Source organism: Bradyrhizobium sp. SRS-191, from assembly GCF_024586915.1.
GTDB lineage: Bacteria > Pseudomonadota > Alphaproteobacteria > Rhizobiales > Xanthobacteraceae > Bradyrhizobium.
Genome location: NZ_JANBVS010000004.1, coordinates 250,595 through 270,678 on the forward strand (window position 1 = coordinate 250,595; position 20,084 = coordinate 270,678).

The 20,084-nt window shown below is 66.3% G+C and carries 20 protein-coding genes; 13 read left to right on the forward strand and 7 right to left on the reverse strand.

Going from position 1 to position 20,084, the window contains the following annotated elements:
- Nucleotides 1–10 precede the first annotated feature (10 nt).
- The 9 genes from NLR35_RS09940 (at nucleotide 11) to NLR35_RS09980 (ending at nucleotide 7,862) form a co-directional block, all read left to right on the forward strand.
- The gene (locus NLR35_RS09940; protein WP_257166380.1) at nucleotides 11–1,000 is read left to right on the forward strand and encodes a sulfate ABC transporter substrate-binding protein; all 990 of its coding nucleotides are present in this window, start codon (nucleotides 11–13) and stop codon (nucleotides 998–1,000) included.
- Nucleotides 1,001–1,045: 45 nt separating this feature from the next.
- On the forward strand, nucleotides 1,046–1,879 hold the full coding sequence (gene cysT / locus NLR35_RS09945; RefSeq protein ID WP_257166381.1) for a sulfate ABC transporter permease subunit CysT: 834 nt from the start codon (nucleotides 1,046–1,048) through the stop codon (nucleotides 1,877–1,879).
- A 9-nt stretch (nucleotides 1,880–1,888) separates the two neighbouring features.
- Nucleotides 1,889–2,791, forward strand: coding sequence for a sulfate ABC transporter permease subunit CysW (gene cysW / locus NLR35_RS09950; RefSeq protein WP_257166382.1), 903 nt, complete (start codon nucleotides 1,889–1,891; stop codon nucleotides 2,789–2,791).
- Nucleotides 2,781–3,818 (forward strand): sulfate/molybdate ABC transporter ATP-binding protein, encoded by a 1,038-nt coding sequence (locus NLR35_RS09955; RefSeq protein WP_257166383.1) that lies wholly within the window; start codon nucleotides 2,781–2,783, stop codon nucleotides 3,816–3,818. Before cysW ends, NLR35_RS09955 begins: the two co-directional genes overlap by 11 nt.
- A gap of 384 nt (nucleotides 3,819–4,202) precedes the next feature.
- Nucleotides 4,203–4,718 (forward strand): CAP domain-containing protein, encoded by a 516-nt coding sequence (locus NLR35_RS09960; protein WP_257166537.1) that lies wholly within the window; start codon nucleotides 4,203–4,205, stop codon nucleotides 4,716–4,718.
- Nucleotides 4,719–4,831: 113 nt separating this feature from the next.
- On the forward strand, nucleotides 4,832–6,007 hold the full coding sequence (locus NLR35_RS09965) for a patatin-like phospholipase family protein (protein ID WP_257166384.1): 1,176 nt from the start codon (nucleotides 4,832–4,834) through the stop codon (nucleotides 6,005–6,007).
- Nucleotides 6,008–6,012: 5 nt separating this feature from the next.
- Entirely contained in the window at nucleotides 6,013–6,804 is a 792-nt protein-coding gene (locus tag NLR35_RS09970) for a 3-hydroxybutyrate dehydrogenase (protein ID WP_257166385.1), read from the forward strand.
- A 245-nt stretch (nucleotides 6,805–7,049) separates the two neighbouring features.
- Entirely contained in the window at nucleotides 7,050–7,301 is a 252-nt protein-coding gene (locus NLR35_RS09975; RefSeq protein WP_006614646.1) for a SemiSWEET transporter, read from the forward strand.
- Between the two features lie 9 nt (nucleotides 7,302–7,310).
- Complete coding sequence (locus NLR35_RS09980; protein ID WP_257166386.1) at nucleotides 7,311–7,862, forward strand: RNA 2'-phosphotransferase; 552 nt, start codon at nucleotides 7,311–7,313, stop codon at nucleotides 7,860–7,862.
- 46 nt (nucleotides 7,863–7,908) lie between these two features.
- Here the strand turns inward: NLR35_RS09980 and NLR35_RS09985 are convergent, their stop codons facing one another.
- The 3 genes from NLR35_RS09985 to NLR35_RS09995 all read right to left on the reverse strand — a co-directional run bounded on the left by NLR35_RS09985 (nucleotide 7,909) and on the right by NLR35_RS09995 (nucleotide 11,054).
- The gene (locus tag NLR35_RS09985; protein ID WP_257166387.1) at nucleotides 7,909–8,568 is read right to left on the reverse strand and encodes a L,D-transpeptidase; all 660 of its coding nucleotides are present in this window, start codon (nucleotides 8,566–8,568) and stop codon (nucleotides 7,909–7,911) included.
- A gap of 175 nt (nucleotides 8,569–8,743) precedes the next feature.
- Nucleotides 8,744–10,120, reverse strand: a complete 1,377-nt coding sequence (locus NLR35_RS09990) for a lipopolysaccharide biosynthesis protein (RefSeq protein WP_257166388.1) — start codon at nucleotides 10,118–10,120, stop codon at nucleotides 8,744–8,746.
- Nucleotides 10,121–10,214: 94 nt separating this feature from the next.
- Complete coding sequence (locus tag NLR35_RS09995; RefSeq protein ID WP_257166389.1) at nucleotides 10,215–11,054, reverse strand: protein-disulfide reductase DsbD domain-containing protein; 840 nt, start codon at nucleotides 11,052–11,054, stop codon at nucleotides 10,215–10,217.
- 137 nt (nucleotides 11,055–11,191) lie between these two features.
- On the opposite strand from NLR35_RS09995, the gene NLR35_RS10000 reads away from it, so the two are divergent.
- Nucleotides 11,192–11,842 (forward strand): YqgE/AlgH family protein, encoded by a 651-nt coding sequence (locus NLR35_RS10000; protein WP_257166390.1) that lies wholly within the window; start codon nucleotides 11,192–11,194, stop codon nucleotides 11,840–11,842.
- A 352-nt stretch (nucleotides 11,843–12,194) separates the two neighbouring features.
- On the opposite strand, the gene NLR35_RS10005 is transcribed toward NLR35_RS10000, so the two are convergent.
- Both NLR35_RS10005 and NLR35_RS10010 read right to left on the reverse strand, forming a co-directional pair.
- The gene (locus NLR35_RS10005) at nucleotides 12,195–13,082 is read right to left on the reverse strand and encodes a TauD/TfdA family dioxygenase (protein ID WP_257166391.1); all 888 of its coding nucleotides are present in this window, start codon (nucleotides 13,080–13,082) and stop codon (nucleotides 12,195–12,197) included.
- A gap of 134 nt (nucleotides 13,083–13,216) precedes the next feature.
- Nucleotides 13,217–13,996: an SDR family NAD(P)-dependent oxidoreductase gene (locus tag NLR35_RS10010; RefSeq protein WP_257166392.1), complete on the reverse strand. Its 780-nt coding sequence runs from the start codon at nucleotides 13,994–13,996 to the stop codon at nucleotides 13,217–13,219.
- 136 nt (nucleotides 13,997–14,132) lie between these two features.
- Here NLR35_RS10010 and NLR35_RS10015 point away from each other — a divergent pair, with 136 nt between their 5' ends.
- From NLR35_RS10015 to NLR35_RS10025, 3 genes are all read left to right on the forward strand, one after another.
- The gene (locus NLR35_RS10015; RefSeq protein ID WP_257166393.1) at nucleotides 14,133–15,272 is read left to right on the forward strand and encodes a PQQ-dependent sugar dehydrogenase; all 1,140 of its coding nucleotides are present in this window, start codon (nucleotides 14,133–14,135) and stop codon (nucleotides 15,270–15,272) included.
- A 122-nt stretch (nucleotides 15,273–15,394) separates the two neighbouring features.
- The gene (locus tag NLR35_RS10020; RefSeq protein WP_257166394.1) at nucleotides 15,395–16,129 is read left to right on the forward strand and encodes an SDR family NAD(P)-dependent oxidoreductase; all 735 of its coding nucleotides are present in this window, start codon (nucleotides 15,395–15,397) and stop codon (nucleotides 16,127–16,129) included.
- Nucleotides 16,130–16,205: 76 nt separating this feature from the next.
- On the forward strand, nucleotides 16,206–16,574 hold the full coding sequence (locus tag NLR35_RS10025; protein ID WP_257166395.1) for a CsbD family protein: 369 nt from the start codon (nucleotides 16,206–16,208) through the stop codon (nucleotides 16,572–16,574).
- A gap of 113 nt (nucleotides 16,575–16,687) precedes the next feature.
- Here the strand turns inward: NLR35_RS10025 and NLR35_RS10030 are convergent, their stop codons facing one another.
- Complete coding sequence (locus tag NLR35_RS10030; protein WP_257166396.1) at nucleotides 16,688–18,502, reverse strand: DUF459 domain-containing protein; 1,815 nt, start codon at nucleotides 18,500–18,502, stop codon at nucleotides 16,688–16,690.
- Between the two features lie 148 nt (nucleotides 18,503–18,650).
- A complete protein-coding gene (locus NLR35_RS10035; protein WP_257166397.1) occupies nucleotides 18,651–20,057 on the reverse strand; it encodes a lytic murein transglycosylase in 1,407 nt (468 codons plus the stop codon).
- Nucleotides 20,058–20,084: the final 27 nt, after the last annotated feature.

Below are 20,084 nucleotides of genomic sequence, written 5' to 3' on the forward strand. Positions count from 1 at the left end.
GAGAGCTTCGATGATGCGGCGTGTTCTGGCTGTGGTCGCGGGTCTGGCGTGGGCGGGGTCGGCCGTTGCTGCCGACGTGAATCTGCTCAACGTGTCCTACGATCCGACCCGCGAACTCTATGTCGAGTTCAACAAGGCGTTCGCGGCGAGCTACCAGAAGGACACCGGCAAGAGCGTCGAGATCAAGCAGTCGCATGGCGGCTCGGGCGCGCAGGCGCGGAGCGTGATCGACGGCCTGCAGGCCGACGTGGTCACCCTGGCGCTGGCCTATGACATCGACGCCATCGCGGGCAAGGGTCTGCTCGACAAGGAGTGGCAGAAGCGTTTGCCGCAGAACGCCTCGCCCTACACCTCGACGATCGTGTTCCTGGTGCGCAAGGGCAACCCGAAGGGCATCAAGGACTGGGACGACCTGCTCAAATCGGGCGTCGACGTCATCACGCCGAACCCGAAGACCTCCGGCGGCGCCCGCTGGAACTATCTCGCCGCCTGGGGCTATGCGCTGAAGAAGACTGGTTCGGCCGACAAGGCCAAGCAGTTCGTCGCCGATCTCTATAAGCACGTTCCTGTGCTCGACACCGGCGCTCGCGGCGCGACCGTCACCTTCGTGGAACGCGGCGTCGGCGACGTGCTGCTGGCCTGGGAGAACGAGGCCTACCTGGCATTGAAAGAGTTCGGTAAGGAAAAGTTCGAGATCATCTCGCCGTCGCTCTCGATCCTGGCAGAACCGCCAGTTGCCGTCGTGGACAAGGTCGTGGCCAAGAAGGGCACGCAGGCTGCGGCTGAAGCCTATCTGAAGTACTGGTATACGAAGGAAGGCCAGGAAATCGCCGCACGCAACTTTTATCGTCCGCGCGATCCTGAGGTGGCCAAGACATACGCCGAGTCGTTCGCCAAGGTCGAATTGTTCACGATCGACGACGTGTTCGGCGGCTGGACCAAGGCGCAGAAGGATCACTTCGGCGAAGGTGGCGTGTTCGACCAGATCTACAAGAACTGATGATCCGGCAGGGAATAGGGACATCGGAATGAGCCAGGTGGCTTCTTGAGCGTACTTGCACCCCGACGCAGCACCTTGCCGGGCTTCGGTCTCACCATGGGACTGACGCTGACCTGGCTGTCCCTGATCGTCCTCATTCCCCTGGCCGGGCTGTTCGTCCGCTCGACGGATCTCAGCCTGGTGCAGTTCTGGGATATCGTCACCAGCCGGCGTACCTTGAGCGCGCTCAAGATCTCGTTCGGACTGTCCTTCGCCGCGGCCTGCGTCAACCTGGTGATGGGCACGATCGTGGTCTGGGCGCTGGTGCGCTACCGTTTCCCGGGCCGCCGTTTGTTTGACGCCATCGTCGACGTGCCTTTCGCGCTGCCGACGGCGGTGGCGGGCGTGGCGCTGACGGCATTGTTCGCGCAGAAGGGCTGGCTCGGCGCGCCGCTGGCCGCTGCCGGCATCAAGGTGGCGTTCACGCCGCTCGGCATCTTCATCGCGATGATCTTCATCGGCATCCCGTTCGTCGTCCGGACCGTGCAGCCGGTGCTGATCGACCTCGATCCGGAGATCGAGGAGGCGGCCGCCAGCCTCGGCGCCAGCCGCTGGCACATCGTCACCAAGGTGATCCTGCCGAGCCTGACGCCGGCGCTGCTCACGGGCTTCGCGCTCGCCTTTGCGCGGGCCGTCGGCGAATACGGCTCGGTGATCTTCATCGCTGGCAATCTCCCGAATGTGTCCGAGATTGCCCCCCTCCTGATCGTGATCCGCCTGTCCGAGTTCCGCTATGCCGATGCCACCGCCATTGCGGTGGTGATGCTCGTGGTGGCATTCGTGATCATCTTCGCGGTGAATCGCCTGCAGCGCTGGGCCCAGGCCCAGGCGTCCACCTGAGGCCGCGACATGAGCATCGAGATGACCCTGCAACGGACGCCGGACACTTCGGCGCGCAGCCTGGCCGAGAGCGCCGCCCGACGCGATCCGCGCGCCGAGCCGACGGTCGTCCGCTACGCCATCATCACGCTCGCGGTCGGCTTCCTCTCGATTTTCGTCGTGCTGCCGCTGGTGGTGGTGTTCGTCGAGGCGTTCGGCAAGGGCATCGCGGCCTATTTCTCCGCGCTGGCCGATCCCGAGGCGTGGTCCGCCATCCGCCTCACGCTCGGCGTCGCGGCCGTGTCGGTCGGCACCAACCTGGTATTCGGCCTCGCCGCCGCCTGGGCGATCGCCAAATTCGACTTCCCCGGCAAGACCTTCCTGATCACGCTGATCGACCTGCCGTTCTCGGTCAGCCCGGTGATCTCGGGCCTCGTCTTCGTGCTGCTGTTCGGCGCGCAGGGCTTCTTCGGGCCCTGGCTGCAGGCGCACGATCTGCAGATCCTGTTCGCCTTCCCCGGGATCGCGCTGGCCACGATCTTCGTGACCTTCCCGTTCGTGGCGCGCGCGCTGATCCCGCTGATGCAGGAGCAGGGCACGCAGGAGGAGGAGGCGGCGATCTCGCTCGGCGCCTCCGGATTGCAGACCTTCTTCCGCGTCACGCTTCCCAATATCAAATGGGGCGTGCTGTACGGCGTCCTGCTGTGCAACGCGCGCGCGATGGGTGAGTTCGGCGCAGTGTCGGTGGTCTCAGGCCACGTTCGCGGCGAGACCAACACGATGCCGCTGCTGGTCGAGATTCTCTACAACGAGTACCAGATGGTGGCCTCGTTCGCGATCGCCTCGCTGCTCGCCATGCTCGCGCTGATCACGCTGATCGCCAAGACCATTCTCGAACGCAACATCGACGGGGACATGCCTCATGACGATTGAAGCAAGGGGCGTCGTCAAGACCTTCGGCGCGTTCAAGGCGCTCGACGGCGTCGACCTCAAGGTCGCCAATGGCGAGCTGCTGGCGCTGCTCGGTCCATCCGGCTCCGGCAAGACGACGCTGTTGCGCATCATTGCCGGGCTGGAATGGCCCGATGCCGGCGAGATCCTGTTCGACGGCGAGAACGCGCTCGACCGCGGCGCGCGCGAGCGCCATGTCGGATTCGTGTTCCAGCACTACGCGCTGTTCCGGCACATGAGCGTGTTCGAGAACGTCGCCTTCGGCCTGCGCGTGCAGCCCCGCCGCATCCGCAAGAGCGAGGCGCAGATCCGCGCGCGTGTGAAGGAGCTGCTCGACCTCGTGCAGCTCGACTGGCTCGCCGACCGCTATCCGAGCCAGCTCTCCGGCGGCCAGCGCCAGCGCATCGCGCTCGCGCGCGCGCTGGCCATCGAGCCGCGCATCCTGCTGCTCGACGAGCCGTTCGGTGCGCTCGACGCCAAGGTGCGCAAGGAGCTCCGGCAATGGCTGCGCACCTTGCATCATTCGATCAACGTCACCTCGATCTTCGTCACGCATGACCAGGAGGAGGCGCTCGAGGTCGCGCATCGCGTCGTCGTCATGGACAAGGGCCGCATCGAGCAGGTCGGCTCGCCCGGCGACGTCTATGACAGTCCGGCGACCGCCTTCGTGCACGGCTTCATCGGCGAGTCGATCATGCTGCCGGTGGAAGTCACCGGCGGCGCCGTGCATCTCAACGGCCGGCCGCTGGATATCGTCGCCGAGGGCGTGGCTCCCGGTGCGTCGACCCTGTTCGTGCGCCGTCACGACATGCTGGTCGGACCCGCCGACAGCGGCACGCTGCATGGCGCCGTCACCCACGTCCGCAGCTTCGGCCCGGTACAGCGCGCCGAGATCGCGCTGACCGAAGGCTCCACCATCGAGATCGACGCCCCCCGCGACCGCGACCTCCGCATCGGCGACCGGGTCGGGCTGAAGCCGCGGCACTATCGGATCTTCGCCGGCGGGTAGGTGGGTCTTACTTGGACCTGCATGACAGATAGTTAGTCCCAGGCCTTGCACCCGGAAAATGGTGTCGTCCCGGACAAGCCCGGCAACGCGCAGCGTTGCTGGGCGCCGATCCGGGATCCATACTCCGTGAAGTCTGATTGGGTCGTGCTGGTGCGGCATCGCGTCTCGCCACAGCCGCCGCGGAGTATGGGTCCCGGCTCAAGGCCGGGACGACACCGAATGTATGGCCCCGTCGGTGGCTTGACCTCGTCGACGTTATGGTGAACGAACCGTTGCCGGCCGAAATGGCTGCAATTGCGCGGATGGAACTTACCGTCGATTCACCTTTCAGCCACGGTTGATGTGCAACAACCCGCCTCTCTTCTCGGCAAAGGGACTGGTTCATTGAAGCATCGGGCACTCGCTTTCTCCATCGCATTCCTGCTCGCTGGTTGCGCGGCGGAGGCGCCCGTCGTGCAGGCGCCGACCATGTATGCCGACATGGCGGTCGCGGGCGCGAAGCTCGATGCCGTCGCTGCCGCGACGATGATCTCGCAATACCGCCAGAACAACGGGCTCGGCATGGTCGAGGTCGATCCCGAGCTGATGCGGCTCGCGGAATCGCAGTCCAATGCGATGGCCGACAAGAACAAGCTGGATCACGACGTGCGCGCGCCGCTGGCCAAGCGCCTGAACGGCGCAGGCTACGATGCGACGGTGGCCGTCGAGAACGTATCGGCCGGGTATCATACGCTGGCGGAAGCTTTCTCGGGCTGGCGCGACTCGCCGCCGCATCGGGCCAACATGCTGAAGACCGGTGTCACAAAAATAGGCATCGCCGCGAGCTATGCCCCGAATACCAAGTACAAGGTCTTCTGGACCATGATCCTGGCTGCGCCCGACGGTAAAAAGCCGTCCTGACGAGCACGGTTGCTGCCGTCTTACGCAGCGGATTGCGCGCGCCTCGCGGGACGGATTGACGTCACCGCGAAGTGACGCCACGGTGGCGCCATGCTTTGCTAATGACCGCCGTAATGACGCAACATCCATTTCCCCCGCAGCCGGCAACCCCCACCCAGTCGCAACGTGTCCTCGTCCTGCAGGGCGGCGGCGCGCTCGGCTCCTACCAGGCCGGCGCCTACCAGGCGCTGTGTCACTTCGACTTCGAGCCGGAGTGGGTCGCCGGCATCTCGATCGGCGCCATCAACGCCGCGATCATCGCCGGCAACGACCGCGACAAGCGCGTCGGCCGGCTGAAGGAATTCTGGGAGATGGTGTCCTCGCCGGTGCCGTGGAAGCCGCTGCTCGATGGCGACCATCACCGCTCGGCGTTCAACGAGGCCAGCGCTGCGCTGATCGCGGCGTTCGGCGTTCCCGGCTTCTTCACGCCGCGTTTTCCGCCGGCGCCGCTGTGGCCCGCCGGCAGCCTGCAATCCGTCAGCTACTATGACACGGCGCCGCTCAAGCGCACGCTGGAACGGTTGGTCGATTTCGACCGCATCAACGATCTCAAGACGCGGTTGTCGGTCGGCGCCGTCGGCGTCACCACCGGCAACTTCACCTATTTCGACAATGTCGAATTCAAGCGGCAGGGCAAGCGCATCGGCCCCGAGCACATCATGGCTTCCGGCGCGCTGCCGCCGGGCTTTCCGCCGGTCGAGATCGACGGAGAGCATTATTGGGACGGCGGCATCGCCTCCAACACGCCGCTCGACTACGTGCTCGACACCGAGACCGACCGAGACCTGCTGATCTTCCAGGTCGACCTGTTCTCCGCGCGCGGCGACCTGCCGCGGACTTTGCTGGAGGCGGCCGAGCGCGAGAAGGACATCCGCTATTCCAGCCGGACGCGGATGAACACCGACAAGAACCGGATGATCCACAACACGCGCAAGGCGTTCCGCGAGCTCTACGCCAAGCTGCCGGACGAGCTGCGCAACGATCCGTCGCTGGAGATCCTGTGCAAGGCAGCGCAGGAGAACACCGTGACGGTGGTGCACCTGATCTACCGCAGCAAGAACTACGAGACGTCATCGAAGGACTACGACTTCTCCCACGTCGCGATGGTCGAGCATTGGGAGGCGGGCGTGCGCGACGTGCACCAGTCGATGAGCCACAAGGACTGGCTGGAGCGGCCGCAGTCCGGCGAGACCATGGTCACCTACGATCTCACGCAGGACGGCAGCGAAGCTGCCGCCAAGAAGGAGTGAAGCACATGACGACGAATCTCAAGGGCAAGACCGCCGTGGTCACCGGCTCGACCAGCGGCATCGGTCTCGCGATCGCCCGCGGCTTCGCCGCGGCCGGCGCCAACATCGTGCTGAACGGCTTCGGCGCGCCCGCCGACATCGAGAAGGAGCGCGCCGGCATCGAGAGCGAGTTCAAGGTGAAGGCCGTGCATTCGCCGGCGGACATGAGCAAGCCGGCCGAGATCGCCGGCATGATCGCGCTCGGCGAGAGCACCTTCGGCGGCGTCGACATTCTCGTCAACAATGCCGGCATCCAGTTCGTCTCGCCGGTCGAGGATTTTCCGCCCGAGAAGTGGGAGCAGATCATCGCGATCAATCTCTCCTCGGCATTCTACGGCATCCACGCTGCCGTGCCCGGCATGAAGAAGCGCGGCTGGGGCCGCATCATCAACACGGCCTCCGCGCATTCGCTGGTCGCCTCGCCGTTCAAGTCGGCCTATGTGTCGGCCAAGCACGGCATCGCGGGCCTTACCAAGACCGTGGCGCTCGAGCTCGCGACCTTCAAGATCACCTGCAACTGCATCTCGCCCGGCTATGTCTGGACGCCGCTGGTGGAGAAGCAGATCCCGGACACGATGAAGGCGCGCAACCTCACCAAGGAGCAGGTCATCAACGACGTGCTGCTCGCCGCGCAGCCCACCAAGGAGTTCGTCACCGTCGACCAGGTCGCGGCGCTGGCGCTGTTCCTGTGCAGCGACGAGGCGGCGCAGATCACCGGCACCAACCTGTCGATCGACGGCGGCTGGACCGCGGCGTAAGCCGTCGCCAATCATTCCGCTGTCATCGCCCGGCCTGACCGGGCGATCCAGTCATCACCGGCAGCTGTGACTGACCGACACGCCGCGGCGTACTGGATTCCCCGCCTTCGCGGGGAATGACCTTGGGTGGGCCGAGATCGTACGCCCAGCCGCCAAGGAATCAATTTCGCGCCGAAGCGGGTTTCGCTTCGGCGCGCGTCATTCTACAAGCGTGCGTTTCCACGACCAGCGCACGGACGTTCATCTTGCTGACCACGATCATCGGCCTCGGCGCCGCCACCTGCACCACATGCTCGTTCCTGCCCCAGGTCATCAAGGCCTGGCGCTCGCGCTCGACCCATGACATCTCGATGGGCATGTTCGTGCTGCAGACCACCGGCAATTCGATGTGGCTGCTCTACGGCGCGCTGATCAGCGACCTGCCGCTGGTCGTCGCCAATGCCATCACGCTCGGCCTGGTCGCGGCGATCCTCGGCCTGAAGCTGCGCTACGGCTAGGATCCGACGATGGCTCCCGATCCGGTCCGACTGAGCAAATTCCTCAGTCTCGTGCTGCGGCACCAGCCCGAGGCGATCGGCCTCGTGCTCGACTCTCAGGGCTGGGCCGTCATTGATGATCTGATCGCGCGCGCCGTTGCGGCGGGGACTGCGTTCAGTCGCGCGGATCTGGATCACGTGGTTGCGACAAGCGACAAGAAGCGCTTTACCGTCTCGGAGGATGGGCAGCGCATTCGGGCCGCGCAGGGCCATTCGGTGGCCGTCGAGCTCGGCCTGACGTCGCGCGAGCCGCCTGCCGTGCTCTATCACGGCACCGCGACGCGATTTGTCGATGCGATCATGGCGGAAGGCTTGAAGCCGCAGTCGCGCCAGCAGGTACATCTGTCTGCCGACGTGGCAACTGCGACCAACGTCGGGCGCCGGCACGGCAAACCGATCGTCCTGCAGGTCGATAGCGCAGCGATGCATCGTGCAGGACTGAAGTTCTTCATCGCCGATAATGGCGTCTGGCTGACCGACCACGTGCCGCCAGAGTATCTGGCCGTCCAAGCCGCGCAGTGATCGCCGCCCAGGTCTCTGCTCGCGGGCGGCCAGGGGGCCCCAGCTATCAGCTCCGGCGTGCGAAGATGTTGGTGTTGGTCGACGCGACGCTCTGGCCCGGCGGCAGCACGACGACGGTCGAGCCGAGCTGGACATGGCTGTAGAGATCGGCAACGTCGGTGTTGGTCATGCGGATGCAGCCCGACGAGATCGCCTGGCCGATATATTCGGGCTGGTTGGTGCCGTGGATGCGGTACAGCGTGTCCTTGTTGCCCTCGTAGAGATAGATCGCGCGGGCGCCGAGCGGATTGGCCGGGCCGCCGGCGACGCGCTTCGGATACGGTCCGAGGCGCGCCTGGATGTCGGCTGTGGGAACCCAGTCCGGCCATTCCGCAAGCTTGCCGACGGTGGCGACGCCGGAGAACGCCATGGCCTCCTCGCCGACGGCCACGCCGTAGCGGATCGCCTTGCGGTCCGGCATGACGTAGTACAGCAGTCGCGCATCGGTATCGACGACGATGGTGCCCGGCTGTTCCTGCCCGGTATACTCGACGATGTGACGCTGGAACTGCTGCGGGATCTGCGCCTCCGCGTAGGGCGCGCGGGACAGCAGCTGGCGATCGCGCGGCGTCAGCGCGGCATCGGTCGTCGGCGACAGCGTCGCTTCCATGCAGCCGGCCAGCATGAACGTTGCGGCCAGCGATAGCGCGACCCCCAGTCTCGACATCTCATTCTCCCCCAGCGCACGATCAAATCATGTGCCCGGAGGATCGCGCCAATATCAAGGCGTTTCACCCAACACTTGCGTGATCGCCGCGCGAGGGAGGCTCGCGGCGTGCGCTGCTCTCAGTTCCGTCAAGGCGAGGACAAGATGACGCAACAGATGCGTCACCATGGTTCCTTCACGATGCCTTGCCGAAGGCGAGGACATGCAGTCCGAGCCGCTGCTTGACGATGCGGAACAGCAGCACGGTCTCGAACGCCAGCGACAGCGACGTCGCGGCGGCGGCGCCATGGCCGCCGAAATGCGGCACCAGCAGGATGCACAGCACGAGGTTCATGACGAAGGCCGCGGCATAGGCCATCGCGCAGGCGCGCTGCTGACCTAGCATGTTCAGGAGCCGCTCCACCGGGCCGATGGCCGCGCGCACCACGAGGCCGATGGCGGCGATGAACATGATGTCGTAGCCCGCGGTGAACTGCGCGCCGAACAGCCAGAGCAGCGGTTTGCCGAGCGCAAGCAGCACGAGCGTCGCCGCGAGCGAGGGCCAGAATGTCCATTTGATCGCGTAGGCGACATAGGCCGACAGCCGCGCCTTGTCGCCGAGGGCATGATATTCGGCGAAGCGATGCGCCGTCGTCGCCGACATCGCGTAGTGGATGAACGACACCAGCGCCAGCGTCTTCACGACAGCAAAGTAGATGCCGACCTCTTCGGACGAGCGGAACTGCTGCAGCACCAGCACGTCGGTGTAGGACAACAGCAGATAGAAGCTCTCGACCAGCAGGATCGGCAGCGAGATCGCGAGCCAGCCTCGGACATCGTACTGCTTCGGTCCGTTCTCGATGTGACGATCGAGCCTGCGATTGAGCACCAGCATCTGGCCGAGCATCGCGATCCACACGGCGGCCGCGCTCGCGGCCATCGCGGCGGTGGCGCCGAGATCGAAGCCAAGCACGAAGGCGCCCGCGGTGAAGCCGATGATGAGCGTCTGGCGGATGATGAATTGCGGCATCAGGCCGAGGCTCATCCAGTCGTGCGAGCGCGCGATGCCGTCCTGGGTGTTGGCGACGACGAAGGCGGGCAAGGTGAGACAGCCGATATAGAGCGGCATGCGCTCGGCCGCATCGATCCAGAGCGAGAGCAGGGCGATCAGGCCGGCGAGCAGCAGCGCGGCGATCGTGGAGGTCGCCAGCGTGAGCCAGCGACCGCCGGACAGAAAGCCGCGCAGCAGCGCCTGCCGGCCGGACGTGCGGTAGTCCGGGATGATCTTCTGCGCCGACGACGCGATGCCGAAATCCAGCATGCTGCCGAGCAGCAGCACCCAGGTCCAGACATAGACGTAGGTGCCGTAGTCCGAGCCGCCCATCCAGCGCGCCAGCAGGATCTGGCTGAGATAAGCAAGGCCGGCGCTGAGCACGCGGATCACGAAGATGGTGCCGGCGAGCCGCCGCGTCAGCGAGGCCTCGCCAGTGCCGCCGAGCGCGGCCAGGCGCGCCTTCAGCCGCGCTGCGAGGCGCGTCGATGTCGTGTCGTTGCGGGCGTCGATCACGGCCAAGGCAGAGGCTCCACGTCCGCGCGGATCGCGGCTGAGGATCCTCTCCTATCAACGCATCGTTAAGAATCGGTTGGACGGGAGATCCGTGAGGGCGTCACGGCAGATTGACGTTGAACTCGTAGGCCTTGTCCGGTCCGACGACCGTGAGCTTCAGCGCCGCGCCGTCAGGCTTGACGCCCGGCGGCACGCCGTCGAGCTCGAAGGCGAAGCGCTTGATGCCGGGCGTGCCGCTGTCGCGTGCGGTCGGGATCGGCAACGCCCAGTCCGGCGTCGGCCCCTCGACATAGAGATGGACGTCGTGCGGATCCGCGACGGCGACATCGACGATGACGTCCTTCTTGCCGTCGCGCTTGATACTGTGGATCGTCAGCGGACCGGCATCGCCGACATTGACCGGCTTCGGCACCGTGTCGAGCGCCGCCGACAGCGCGGTGTCTTCGGTGCTCGCGACGCTGGTGAAGGCGAGTTCGGCCTTCGCTTCCACCGGGATGCAGATCTTCTCGCAGACCGCGTAGCTGATGTCGGCGCGCAAGGTCATCGGCTTGTCCGGGCTCTTGGCGACGATGCGCAGCGGCAGCACGACCTGGTCGTGATAGCCGAGCGAATGGCCGCCGGCGCCGTCGTCGAATTTGGTCGGTGCCGGCCACAGAACCGTCACTGCTTCGACGTTCTCCGACTTGGAAAAGTCGAACCGCGGCGGCACGCCTGAATCGCCGGGCGTACGCCAATAGGTCTTCCATCCCGGTTGCAGCTGGAATGCGATGCCGCCCAGCATCACCGGCCCGCTGCGCGAGCCCGCGAGCAGGCGCATCGCGGAGTGGCTGTCGCGCTGCCAGGGCGAGGAGTCCTGCGCCCGTGCGCCGGATACGAGGCAGGACGACACCAGGGCGGCGACGAGCAGTGTGGCGGAGTGATGAGGAACCAAGGCGGACATGAGACGTCTTTAGAGTGCTGTTCAGGCGCAAACCATTGAATTGCTTGTGAGGCAGATTTCGTCGCGGGGACCTGAACCTTGATTGACAGATGCGCATCCCAATATCAGGATATCAACGATCATGAGAGTCCTCGCGGATGAATCCTGAAGCAAAAAGGCTGGGCGACATTCGCCGCAAGGTAACGGGGATCGGCGATCACGCCTCTCACGGCGGCTACCTCGATGGCCAGCTGCTGGTTGCGATGCCTGTGATGGGCGATTCCCGCTTCGAGCGCTCGGTGATCTATCTCTGCGCGCACTCGGCCGAGGGCGCCATGGGTATCATGGTGAACCGGCCGGCGGGCAGCATCGATTTTCCGCAGCTCTTGATGCAACTGAATATCATCGAGAAGGGCAATCAGATCAGCCTGCCCGACAGCGCCGAGACCATGAAGGTGCTGAGCGGCGGCCCCGTCGACACCGGCCGCGGCTTCGTGCTGCATTCGAGCGACTACTTCATCGCCAATGCCACATTGAAGATCAACGACGGCGTCTGCCTGACGACGACCATCGACATCCTCAAGGCGATCGCCAAGGGCAATGGTCCGAAGCATGCGATCCTCGCGCTCGGCTATGCCGGCTGGCGCGCCGGCCAGCTCGAGGAAGAGATCCAGGACAATGGCTGGCTGCATTGCGACGCCGACCCGGACCTGATCTTCGGCGACAATGTCGACAGCAAATATGACCTGGCGCTGCGCAAGATCGGCATTGATCCGGGCATGCTGTCCAACGCCGCGGGACATGCGTAGGCGCGATCGCGCCTCTGGTCCTGCTGCTCTCTGACAGCGCAACAAGTTGTTCTAAGACCCTCTCGCCTCCATGTCGTCCGCCTCCATGTCGTCCCGGCCTCCGCGCCGGGACCCATACGCTGCTGCGGGTGTGGTGGCGCACCATGCCGATCGAGTGGGCTCAACAATAGACGTCACGGAGTATGGGTCCCGGATCGGCGCCCGACAACGCTAGCGCGTTGCCGGGCTTGTTCGGGACGACACCGGTGTTTCAAGCTGCTGCACACCTCGCCGGAGTCCGCTCGCGACTGCGTATTGCCTCGTCGCGTCGCCAATGACGATGTCTCTCGAACAACAGTCGCTGCAGCTCCCGCTACTCCGCCGCCTGCTGTGCCACGGTTGGCTCGGTGCCGGCGACCGTCGCGCGGCGCATGTCGCGCGGTTGGGACTGATCGTAGCGGCGCACGCGGTGCATGGTCTGGCGATTGTCCCACATGATCAGATCGTGCAGCCGCCATTTGTGGACGTAGACGAACTCGGGCTGCGTGGCGTGCTCGGTGAGGTCGCGCAGCAGCAGCCGTCCTTCGGGGATGCTCATGCCGACGACGGCGCCGGCATGCGACGACAGATAGAGCGACTTGCGGCCATGCGCGGGATGCGTTCGCACCAGGCGCTGCAGCACCGGCTTGAACATGGCCTTTTCCTCATCGGTGTAGTCCAGGAAGCCGAGCGAGCCGCGTGAATACATCAGCGAATGTTCGCAGACGAGACTGTCGATCTCGGCCTTGCTGTCCTGGTCCAGCGCATCATAGGCGGCGCGCATGTCGGCGAACTCCGTGTTGCCGCCTTTCGGATTGACGATGCGCGCCGACAGGATCGAGTACTTCGCCGGGATCGGCCGGAATGAGCTGTCGGAGTGCCACAGGCAGTTGCCGAGATTGAACAGATGCGTGCGGTGATCCGACGGCAGCGGCTTGCCGTCCTTGCCGAGATTGGACACGTCGTTCAGTCCGGTGCCGAGGCGATAATCCTCTTTCTTGGTCACCGTGCCGCCGCGCGCCTGCTCGCGCTCGCCGAAGTTCAGCGCGAAAGCGAGCTGCTGCTCGTCGGTGAGGTCCTGATCATGGAACACCAGAACCGCGTAGTGATCGATCGCGGCCTGCAGCTGTGCGACCTCGTCGCGTGCGAGAGGCGCGCGCAGGTCGATGCCTGAGACTTCGCCGACGAAATGGGGATGAAGCTGCCGGATGGCGATGGCCATGGCGTTCTCCTTGCGTGTCCTCATCATGGCGGACTCGTGCCCGCTTCTGATTCGAGGCTACGCCCGCGCTCCGCGAAGTCAACGCGAAGCACGGAGCCCGACGCGCACGGCTGTCATGCCGGCGCAGGAGAGCATCACGCGTTGCGTGCCATCAGCCCGCCGTCGACCGGAATCACGGCGCCGGTGATGAACGACGCGGCCGGTAGGCACAGGCTCAAGGTCATGTGCGCCACTTCCTCCGGATCGCCGTAGCGGCCCAGCGCGGTGCGGCGCTTGGCGTAGATCGCCTTCTGCTCGTCGGGAATGCGCGCGGTCATCGCGGTCGTGATCGGCCCGGGGCAGATGCAGTTGACGGTGATGCCGTCGCGTCCGAGCTCGACGGCGAGCGAGCGCGTCAGTCCGGTCACGCCCGCTTTCGCCGCCGAATAGGCGCTGTGCAGCGCGGTGGCGCCGAGCGCTTCGGTGGAGGCGATGTTGACGATGCGCGGGCTATTTGACCGGCGTAGGTGCGGCAATGCGGCGCGGATGACGCGCTGCTGCGCGGTGAGCATCACGGCGATGCCCTTGGCCCATGCGTCGTCATAGGCCTCGTCGTCGATGGCGACGCGCACCGAGATGCCGGCATTATTGACGACGATGTCGAGCCCGCCGAACTGCGCGGCCGCCTCGTTCACCACCGTGCTGATCGCCTCGCGATCGGTCAGATCGAGCCGCCAGGCGCGCGCAGTTCCGCCGGACGCTGCGATCTCGGCGGCCACGGCGCGGGCGCCGGTCTCATCGATATCCGTGACGGCGACCCGCGCGCCGTCATCGGCGAACACCCGCGCGGTCGCACGCCCCATGCCGGATGCCGCGCCCGTGATCAGCACGGTCGATCCCCGGACTGTTCGGCTGAGTTGCCTATGTTCCTGCATATTTGCGGCTCACGGAAAAATGCACATCATCTCTCGACCCCGAGGATTATCACCAATCAGACGCATTTGGTCAGCACCGATCTGGCATGGCCGCGTGCACGTTGCTGACGGCACGGACCAACGAACCGGAGTGATCATGGTGCTCAAGACAGTCATCGGCCTGGCTTTGGCTGCGGGATTGTTTGCTGCCGACGCCGCAGGCGCGGACAGCATCAACGCCGGGGGGCGCAAAGCGAGTTCGGTCCAGCCCTTCGATGCCAAGACGGTGGCGGAATTCGACACGCCCTGGGCGATCGCGTTCCTGCCGGATGGGCGGATGCTGATCACCGAGAAGCCGGGCCGGATCTTCGTCGTCACCCAGAGCGGGCAGAAGACAGAGGTCGGCAATGTGCCCGCGGTTGCCGCGCGCGGACAGAACGGCCTCCTGGACATCGCGGTCGCGCCGGACTTTGCGACGTCGTCGCAGGTCTATATCAGCTACACCGAGCCGAATGCCGAGGGCAGCCGCCTCGCGCTCGCCCGTGCCGTTCTGTCGCTGGCGGACGGCCGCGCCAGCCTCGCGAATCTCACCGTCATCTGGCGCCAGACGCCGGCGGGCGGCGGTGGCCAGCCGGGCGGCATCATCGCGTTCGATCCGCAGGGAACGCACCTGTTCCTGACGGTCGGCGACCGGATGCAGCCGACCAGCGCGCAGGACCCGCGCCAGGCTCGCGGCAAGGTGCTCAGGCTCAATCTCGACGGCTCGACGCCGTCGGACAATCCGATGGCCGAGGACAAGGGCGTACCGGCGCAGACCTGGACCACCGGTCACCGTAATCCCTACGGCCTTGCCTTCGCGCCCGACGGAAAGCTGTGGCTGCACGAGATGGGCCCGCGCGGCGGCGACGAGCTCAACCTGATCGAGCCGGGCAAGAACTACGGCTGGCCGCTGGTCTCGAACGGCGACAATTACGACGGCACGCCGATCCCGCGGCATACGACGCGCCCCGATCTTGCGGCGCCGCCGCTGTATTGGGACCCGGTGATCGCGCCGGCCGGCCTCGCCTTCTATGACGGCGCGATGTTTCCACAATGGAAGGGATCGGCGCTGATCGGCGGCCTCAGGGCTCAGGCGCTGGTGCGCGTGGCGTTTCGTGCCGACGGCCAGCCCGACGAGGCCGAACGCTGGGACATGGGCGAGCGCATCCGCGATGTCGCGGTGGCGCCGGATGGCGCGGTCTGGATCATCGAAGACGACTCGCCGGGCCGGCTCAGGCGGCTGACGCCGGCGAAGTAGGCTCGCATCGCGTTCGCAGCGCTGACCTGCCGTCACGTTGACAGCACCACCGGCGCTCTCCACACATAGCGAAACCCATGGCGTAAGCCGTGGCGAACAAACAACAAGGGGAGTGCAGGGAGATGAGCGCGCTCGATTTCTCGGGGCGGCAGGTGCTTGTGATCGGCGGATCCAGCGGCATCGGCAACGGCATCGCGCAGGCGTTTCGCACGCAGGGCGCTCGGGTCGCGGTCTGCGGCACGCGCGCCGGTGCGGCCGATTATCGCGCCGAAGACGGCTCAGATCTCGCGGGGCTCGACTATCATCAGCTCGACGTCGGCAATGCCGCCGCGATCGAGGCGTTCGCGCCGCGCTTCGACCGGCTCGACGTGCTGGTGCTGGCGCAGGGCGCGGTGCTGTATCGGCGCGGTGAGTTCGCGATGGACGGCTTCCGCAAGGTGCTGGAGGTCAATCTCATCAGCCTGATGGCCTGTGCGACGAAGTTTCACGGCATGCTGAGCGAGGCCAATGGCGCGCTGATCATCGTGTCGTCGACCGCGGCCTATCATTCGACGATGGGCAACCCCGCCTACAATGCCTCCAAGACCGGGGCGGTCGGCCTGACGCGGACCCTGGCGGAGGCCTGGGCCGGTGATGGCATCCGCGTCAACGGCATCGCGCCGGGTCTCGTCGATACCAAGATGACCAAGGTCACGACAGCCAATCCGCAGCGTCTCGAAGGCGCCCTGCAGCGCATTCCGCTGAAGCGGCTCGGCACGCCGCAGGACATGGCCGGTGCGGCGCTGTTCCTCGCCTCGCCGCTGTCGTCCTACATCATCGGCCAGACCATCGTCGTCGATGGCGGGCTGATTTTGTAGTCCGCCGGAACTGTCGCCGCCCCAGCCGGTTAGCTGAGCGGAAAGCCCCGCAAACGCGAGACAAGGAGAGGCGGCAATGGATACGGATCGTTTGACCGGTACGGCGAAGGATGTCGCAGGCAAGGTCGAGAGCGGAATCGGCGAGATGACCGGCGACAAGAGCACGCAGGCCTCTGGTCGTGCGCGCGAGGCTTCAGGCGTGGTGCAGAACCTGTATGGCCAGGCCAAGGACGCCGCCCGCGAGGCCGGCGATGCCGCGATGGACTACGCCAAGGACACGTTCGGCAGCAGCACCGACAGCCTGCGTGACGGCACCCAGGCGCTCACCAAGCGGGTGCAGGACAATCCGATGGGCGCGTTGCTCGTGGCCGGCGGCATCGGCTTCCTGCTCGCGATGCTGATGCGTCCGTCGAGCCAGCCACAGCCGCGGCGCTGGCGCTACTGAGACAACGACAGCACGTCAGGCGACGGCTGAACGACAATCGGCCCGCATTCCCCTGGGAATGCGGGCCGATTGGCATTGATGGATCGCGTTCGCTCTCGCCTCGCGATTCGCGCTCAGCGCGCAGGTGCCTCCAGCACCGCCGCCGAGCGGCCCACGGAGCCTGGCGGCCGCGGCGGCGCATTGGGATTGCGGACGGTGGGTGGTCGCGGCTGTGCCGGCTGTTGCTGCTGCTGTGGCGCGCCGAAGCCGAAGAAGTCGCGCAGGCCGTTCTGGTTGCCGTTCTGGTTCGCTTGGCCGTTGGGGTTCGGCTGTTGGCCCTGGCTGGGCGCCGTCTGGCCGGGGGTGGCCGGGGTCGTCAGCCGCTTCGGCCGTTGCTGCTGGGGAAGCTGACCGGCTGCCGCCGGCGCGGCCTCCGTGGGTGAGGTCGCCGCGACGGGCGTATCCGGCTTGCTCAGCTCCTTCGGTGGCTCCTTGGCCTGTTCGCGGCCGACCTCGCGGCGCGGCCAGACGAAATCATCGGCGCGCCCGGCCGGAGGGCTGAGCGCCTCACCCTTGACCAGGGTGCGCGCCGCCAGCGCGTCGACGGCGGCGGGACGCGAGCCGGGACCGCCGAGCAATTGGTCGGTGCCGACCGACGAGGCCACCAGCGGCAGGATCGGTCCGGCCACGGGGCGCGGCGCAGGCTGACCAGGCACGGCATTGGCGTCGGGTGTCGCCGGCTCGGTCGGCAGCTCCAGCGGGGCGGAGCGGGCTGCGAGCAGGCGGTTGATCTCGCGCTCGGCATAGTGCGCGAGCTTGCGGGCGCCGGGCTTGGTGAAATAGACGCCGTCATAGGAGCGCAGCTGGCGGATCTGGCCCTCGAAGTCCGGGCCCTTCTGCAGGAAGCGGCCGGCTTCGTCGACGAAGCCGTCCCAGACGTCGACATAGGTGATTCCGGCCTTGCCGGCGGCGTCGCGATAGAGCGAATCGAGGAACAGGGTGTCGGCGGTGCCTTTCGGGCCGCGCACCGCGGGCAGGCCGACCCAGAGCACCGGCACGCCCTTGCTCTTGGCGACCGCGATCATCTCCTCGATCTTCTTGGTGTAGAGCTCGACCCAGCGCTCGTCGCGGAATTCGTAGAGGGCGCCCGGGGCTCGCGCGGTCTTTTCCGGCGCCGCGACGGCGGGCGTGTCGTTGTCGGCCTCGTCCTGCGGCAGCTCGCTGTCGGCCGGTTTAGCGGCCGTATCCGTCTTTGCATCGGGCTTGGCGTCCGGCTTGGCCTCGCCGGACTTGGGGTCACCCGGCTTGCCGTCAGCCGGCTTGGCTTCACCCGGCTTGGCCTTGGCATCCTTCTTGGCTTTATCCGCCTTCTTGTCGTCGGGCTTTTCGGTCTTCTCCACGGCCGGCTCGCGGATCGGGAGACGGTCGTTGAGGCCGAGCATGATGACGATCGCGTCTACCCGCTCGGTCGCCAGGATCCCCTTGGCGGCGGCGGCCCAGTCGGCCGGCTCGCCCTTCGGCTGGTATTTAATCAGGCCCGAGTTGGTCCTGATCCGGCGGGTGATGCCCATGTCCGGCTGCTCGGAATAGGCATCTTCGAGGCCATAGGCCAGCCAGTCGGCCATGCCGTCGCCAAGCACCAGCACGTAGCGCTCGGGCGCGTTGGCGTTGTCGCGCCTCTCCGGCGGCGGCGCCTTGGAATAATCCTGCTGCACCCGCTTCGGCTGCTGCGGCTGGAAGGGCGCGAAGAAGTCGCTGCCGAACCAGCCACCACCACCGCCGCCGCGCTGCGGCGCCGCCCGGGGCGGGGGCGATGAGAACGGGTTGAAGTTGAAGAACTGGGCCGAGGCCGGGCCGGTGATTCCGACCAGCATGGCAATCACGACGGCCAAAACGACCGCCGGGCCGGGCTCGTTCAACAGCTTGAGGAGGAACTTCAGCTTTGACATGCGCACCCGTCCGCAGCGCCGCGCGGCGAAATCGTGACAATCCATATAATAGGACCCGAATCAGGCCGCAAACGGGCATTCACCGGATGGTGTTGATGTCCGCCGGCAATCGCCCCAAAAGGTTACCGGCAGGGGCGGGGGAGACGTGTCAGCGCCCGCGCAGCCGTTCCAGCACGTCGGAGGTGGCGAAGCCATCGGCCGGCGCCCCGATCGATGCCTGGAAGTTCCGCAGGGCCTCGCGGGTCTGGCCGCCGAACTGACCGTCGGGCGTTCCGCGGTAGAATCCGCGGTCGGCCAGCAATTGCTGCAATTCCAGCCGCTCGGCGCGCGACAAGGTGCGCTCCTCGCGGGGCCAGGCCTGCACGAACGGCGGCGCGCCGCGCAGCCGGTCGGCGAAATGTCCGATCGCCAGCGCATAGGCCTCGGCCGGATTGTATTTCATGATCACGCGGAAATTCTGCAGCATCAGGAAGCCGGGGCCCTGGGCGCCCGCCGGCGCCAGCAGGTAGGCCTTCTCGTTCGTCGCCGGGAAGGGCTGACCGTTGGCGCGCTTCAGGCCGAGCTGTTCCCATTGGCCGAAGCTCATGCTCTTGGCGCGGTCGGCCAGCATGTAGTTGAAGCCCTGGGGCACGGCGACCTCGTAGCCCCAGCTCTGGCCGCTCTGCCAGCCGTCCTTCTTGAGGTTGTTGGCGGTCGAGGCGATCAGGTCGGCCGGATTGTCGACGACGTCGCGGCGGCCGTCGCCGTCGGCATCGACGGCGAAGCGCTTGAACGCGGTCGGCATGAACTGGGTCGGGCCGAACGCGCCGGCCCAGGAGCCGCGCATCTGCTCAGGCCTGAGATCGCCGCGATTGAGGATCTCAAGCGCCGACAGGAACTCGTCCTTGAAATAGGCCTGGCGGCGGCCGATGCAGGCCAGCGTCGCGGTGGATTGCAGCACGCTGCGGTCGCCGATCTGCGTCGAGTAGTTGGATTCAATGCCCCAGATCGCAGCGATGATGTAGCGGTCGACGCCATAGGCGCGCTCGGTCGCATCGAACTGCGCCTTGTACTTCGCCAGCACCTCGCGGCCCTTGGCCAGCCGATTGTCGTTCACCAGGATGTCGAGATAGTCCCAGATCGACTTGGTGAACTCCGGCTGCGCATCGAGCAGGTCCATGATGCGCAGGTCAGGCGACAGCCCGGCGGTGAAGCGCTGGAAATTGTCCTGGGTGATGTTGCGCCGTGCGGCATCTGGCCACATGCCTGCGACGCAGGCGTCGAAATTGCCGGCTGCCTCGCGAATCGCCGCCGCCGTCATCAGCGGGTGGCCGGAGGCGCCGTCCTCGCCGCTCCACGGCTGCGGCCCGCCGGGAGAGGGGGCTTGCGCAGGCTGGCCCGGGCTCGGGTTGCCCTTGGTCAGCGTGCCCGTGAACAGGCTGTCGAGAAAGTTCAGCGGCCCGCCGCCGGTGGACTGCGCCGATGCGGAACCGGACACCATCGTGACCACCGTCACGACGGCCGCCGCAGTGGCGCCGGCCTTGAGAGCTGCCAGCATTACGTTCCGTCGCGCCATGTCTCGATCCAGATCGCCGGGAAGACC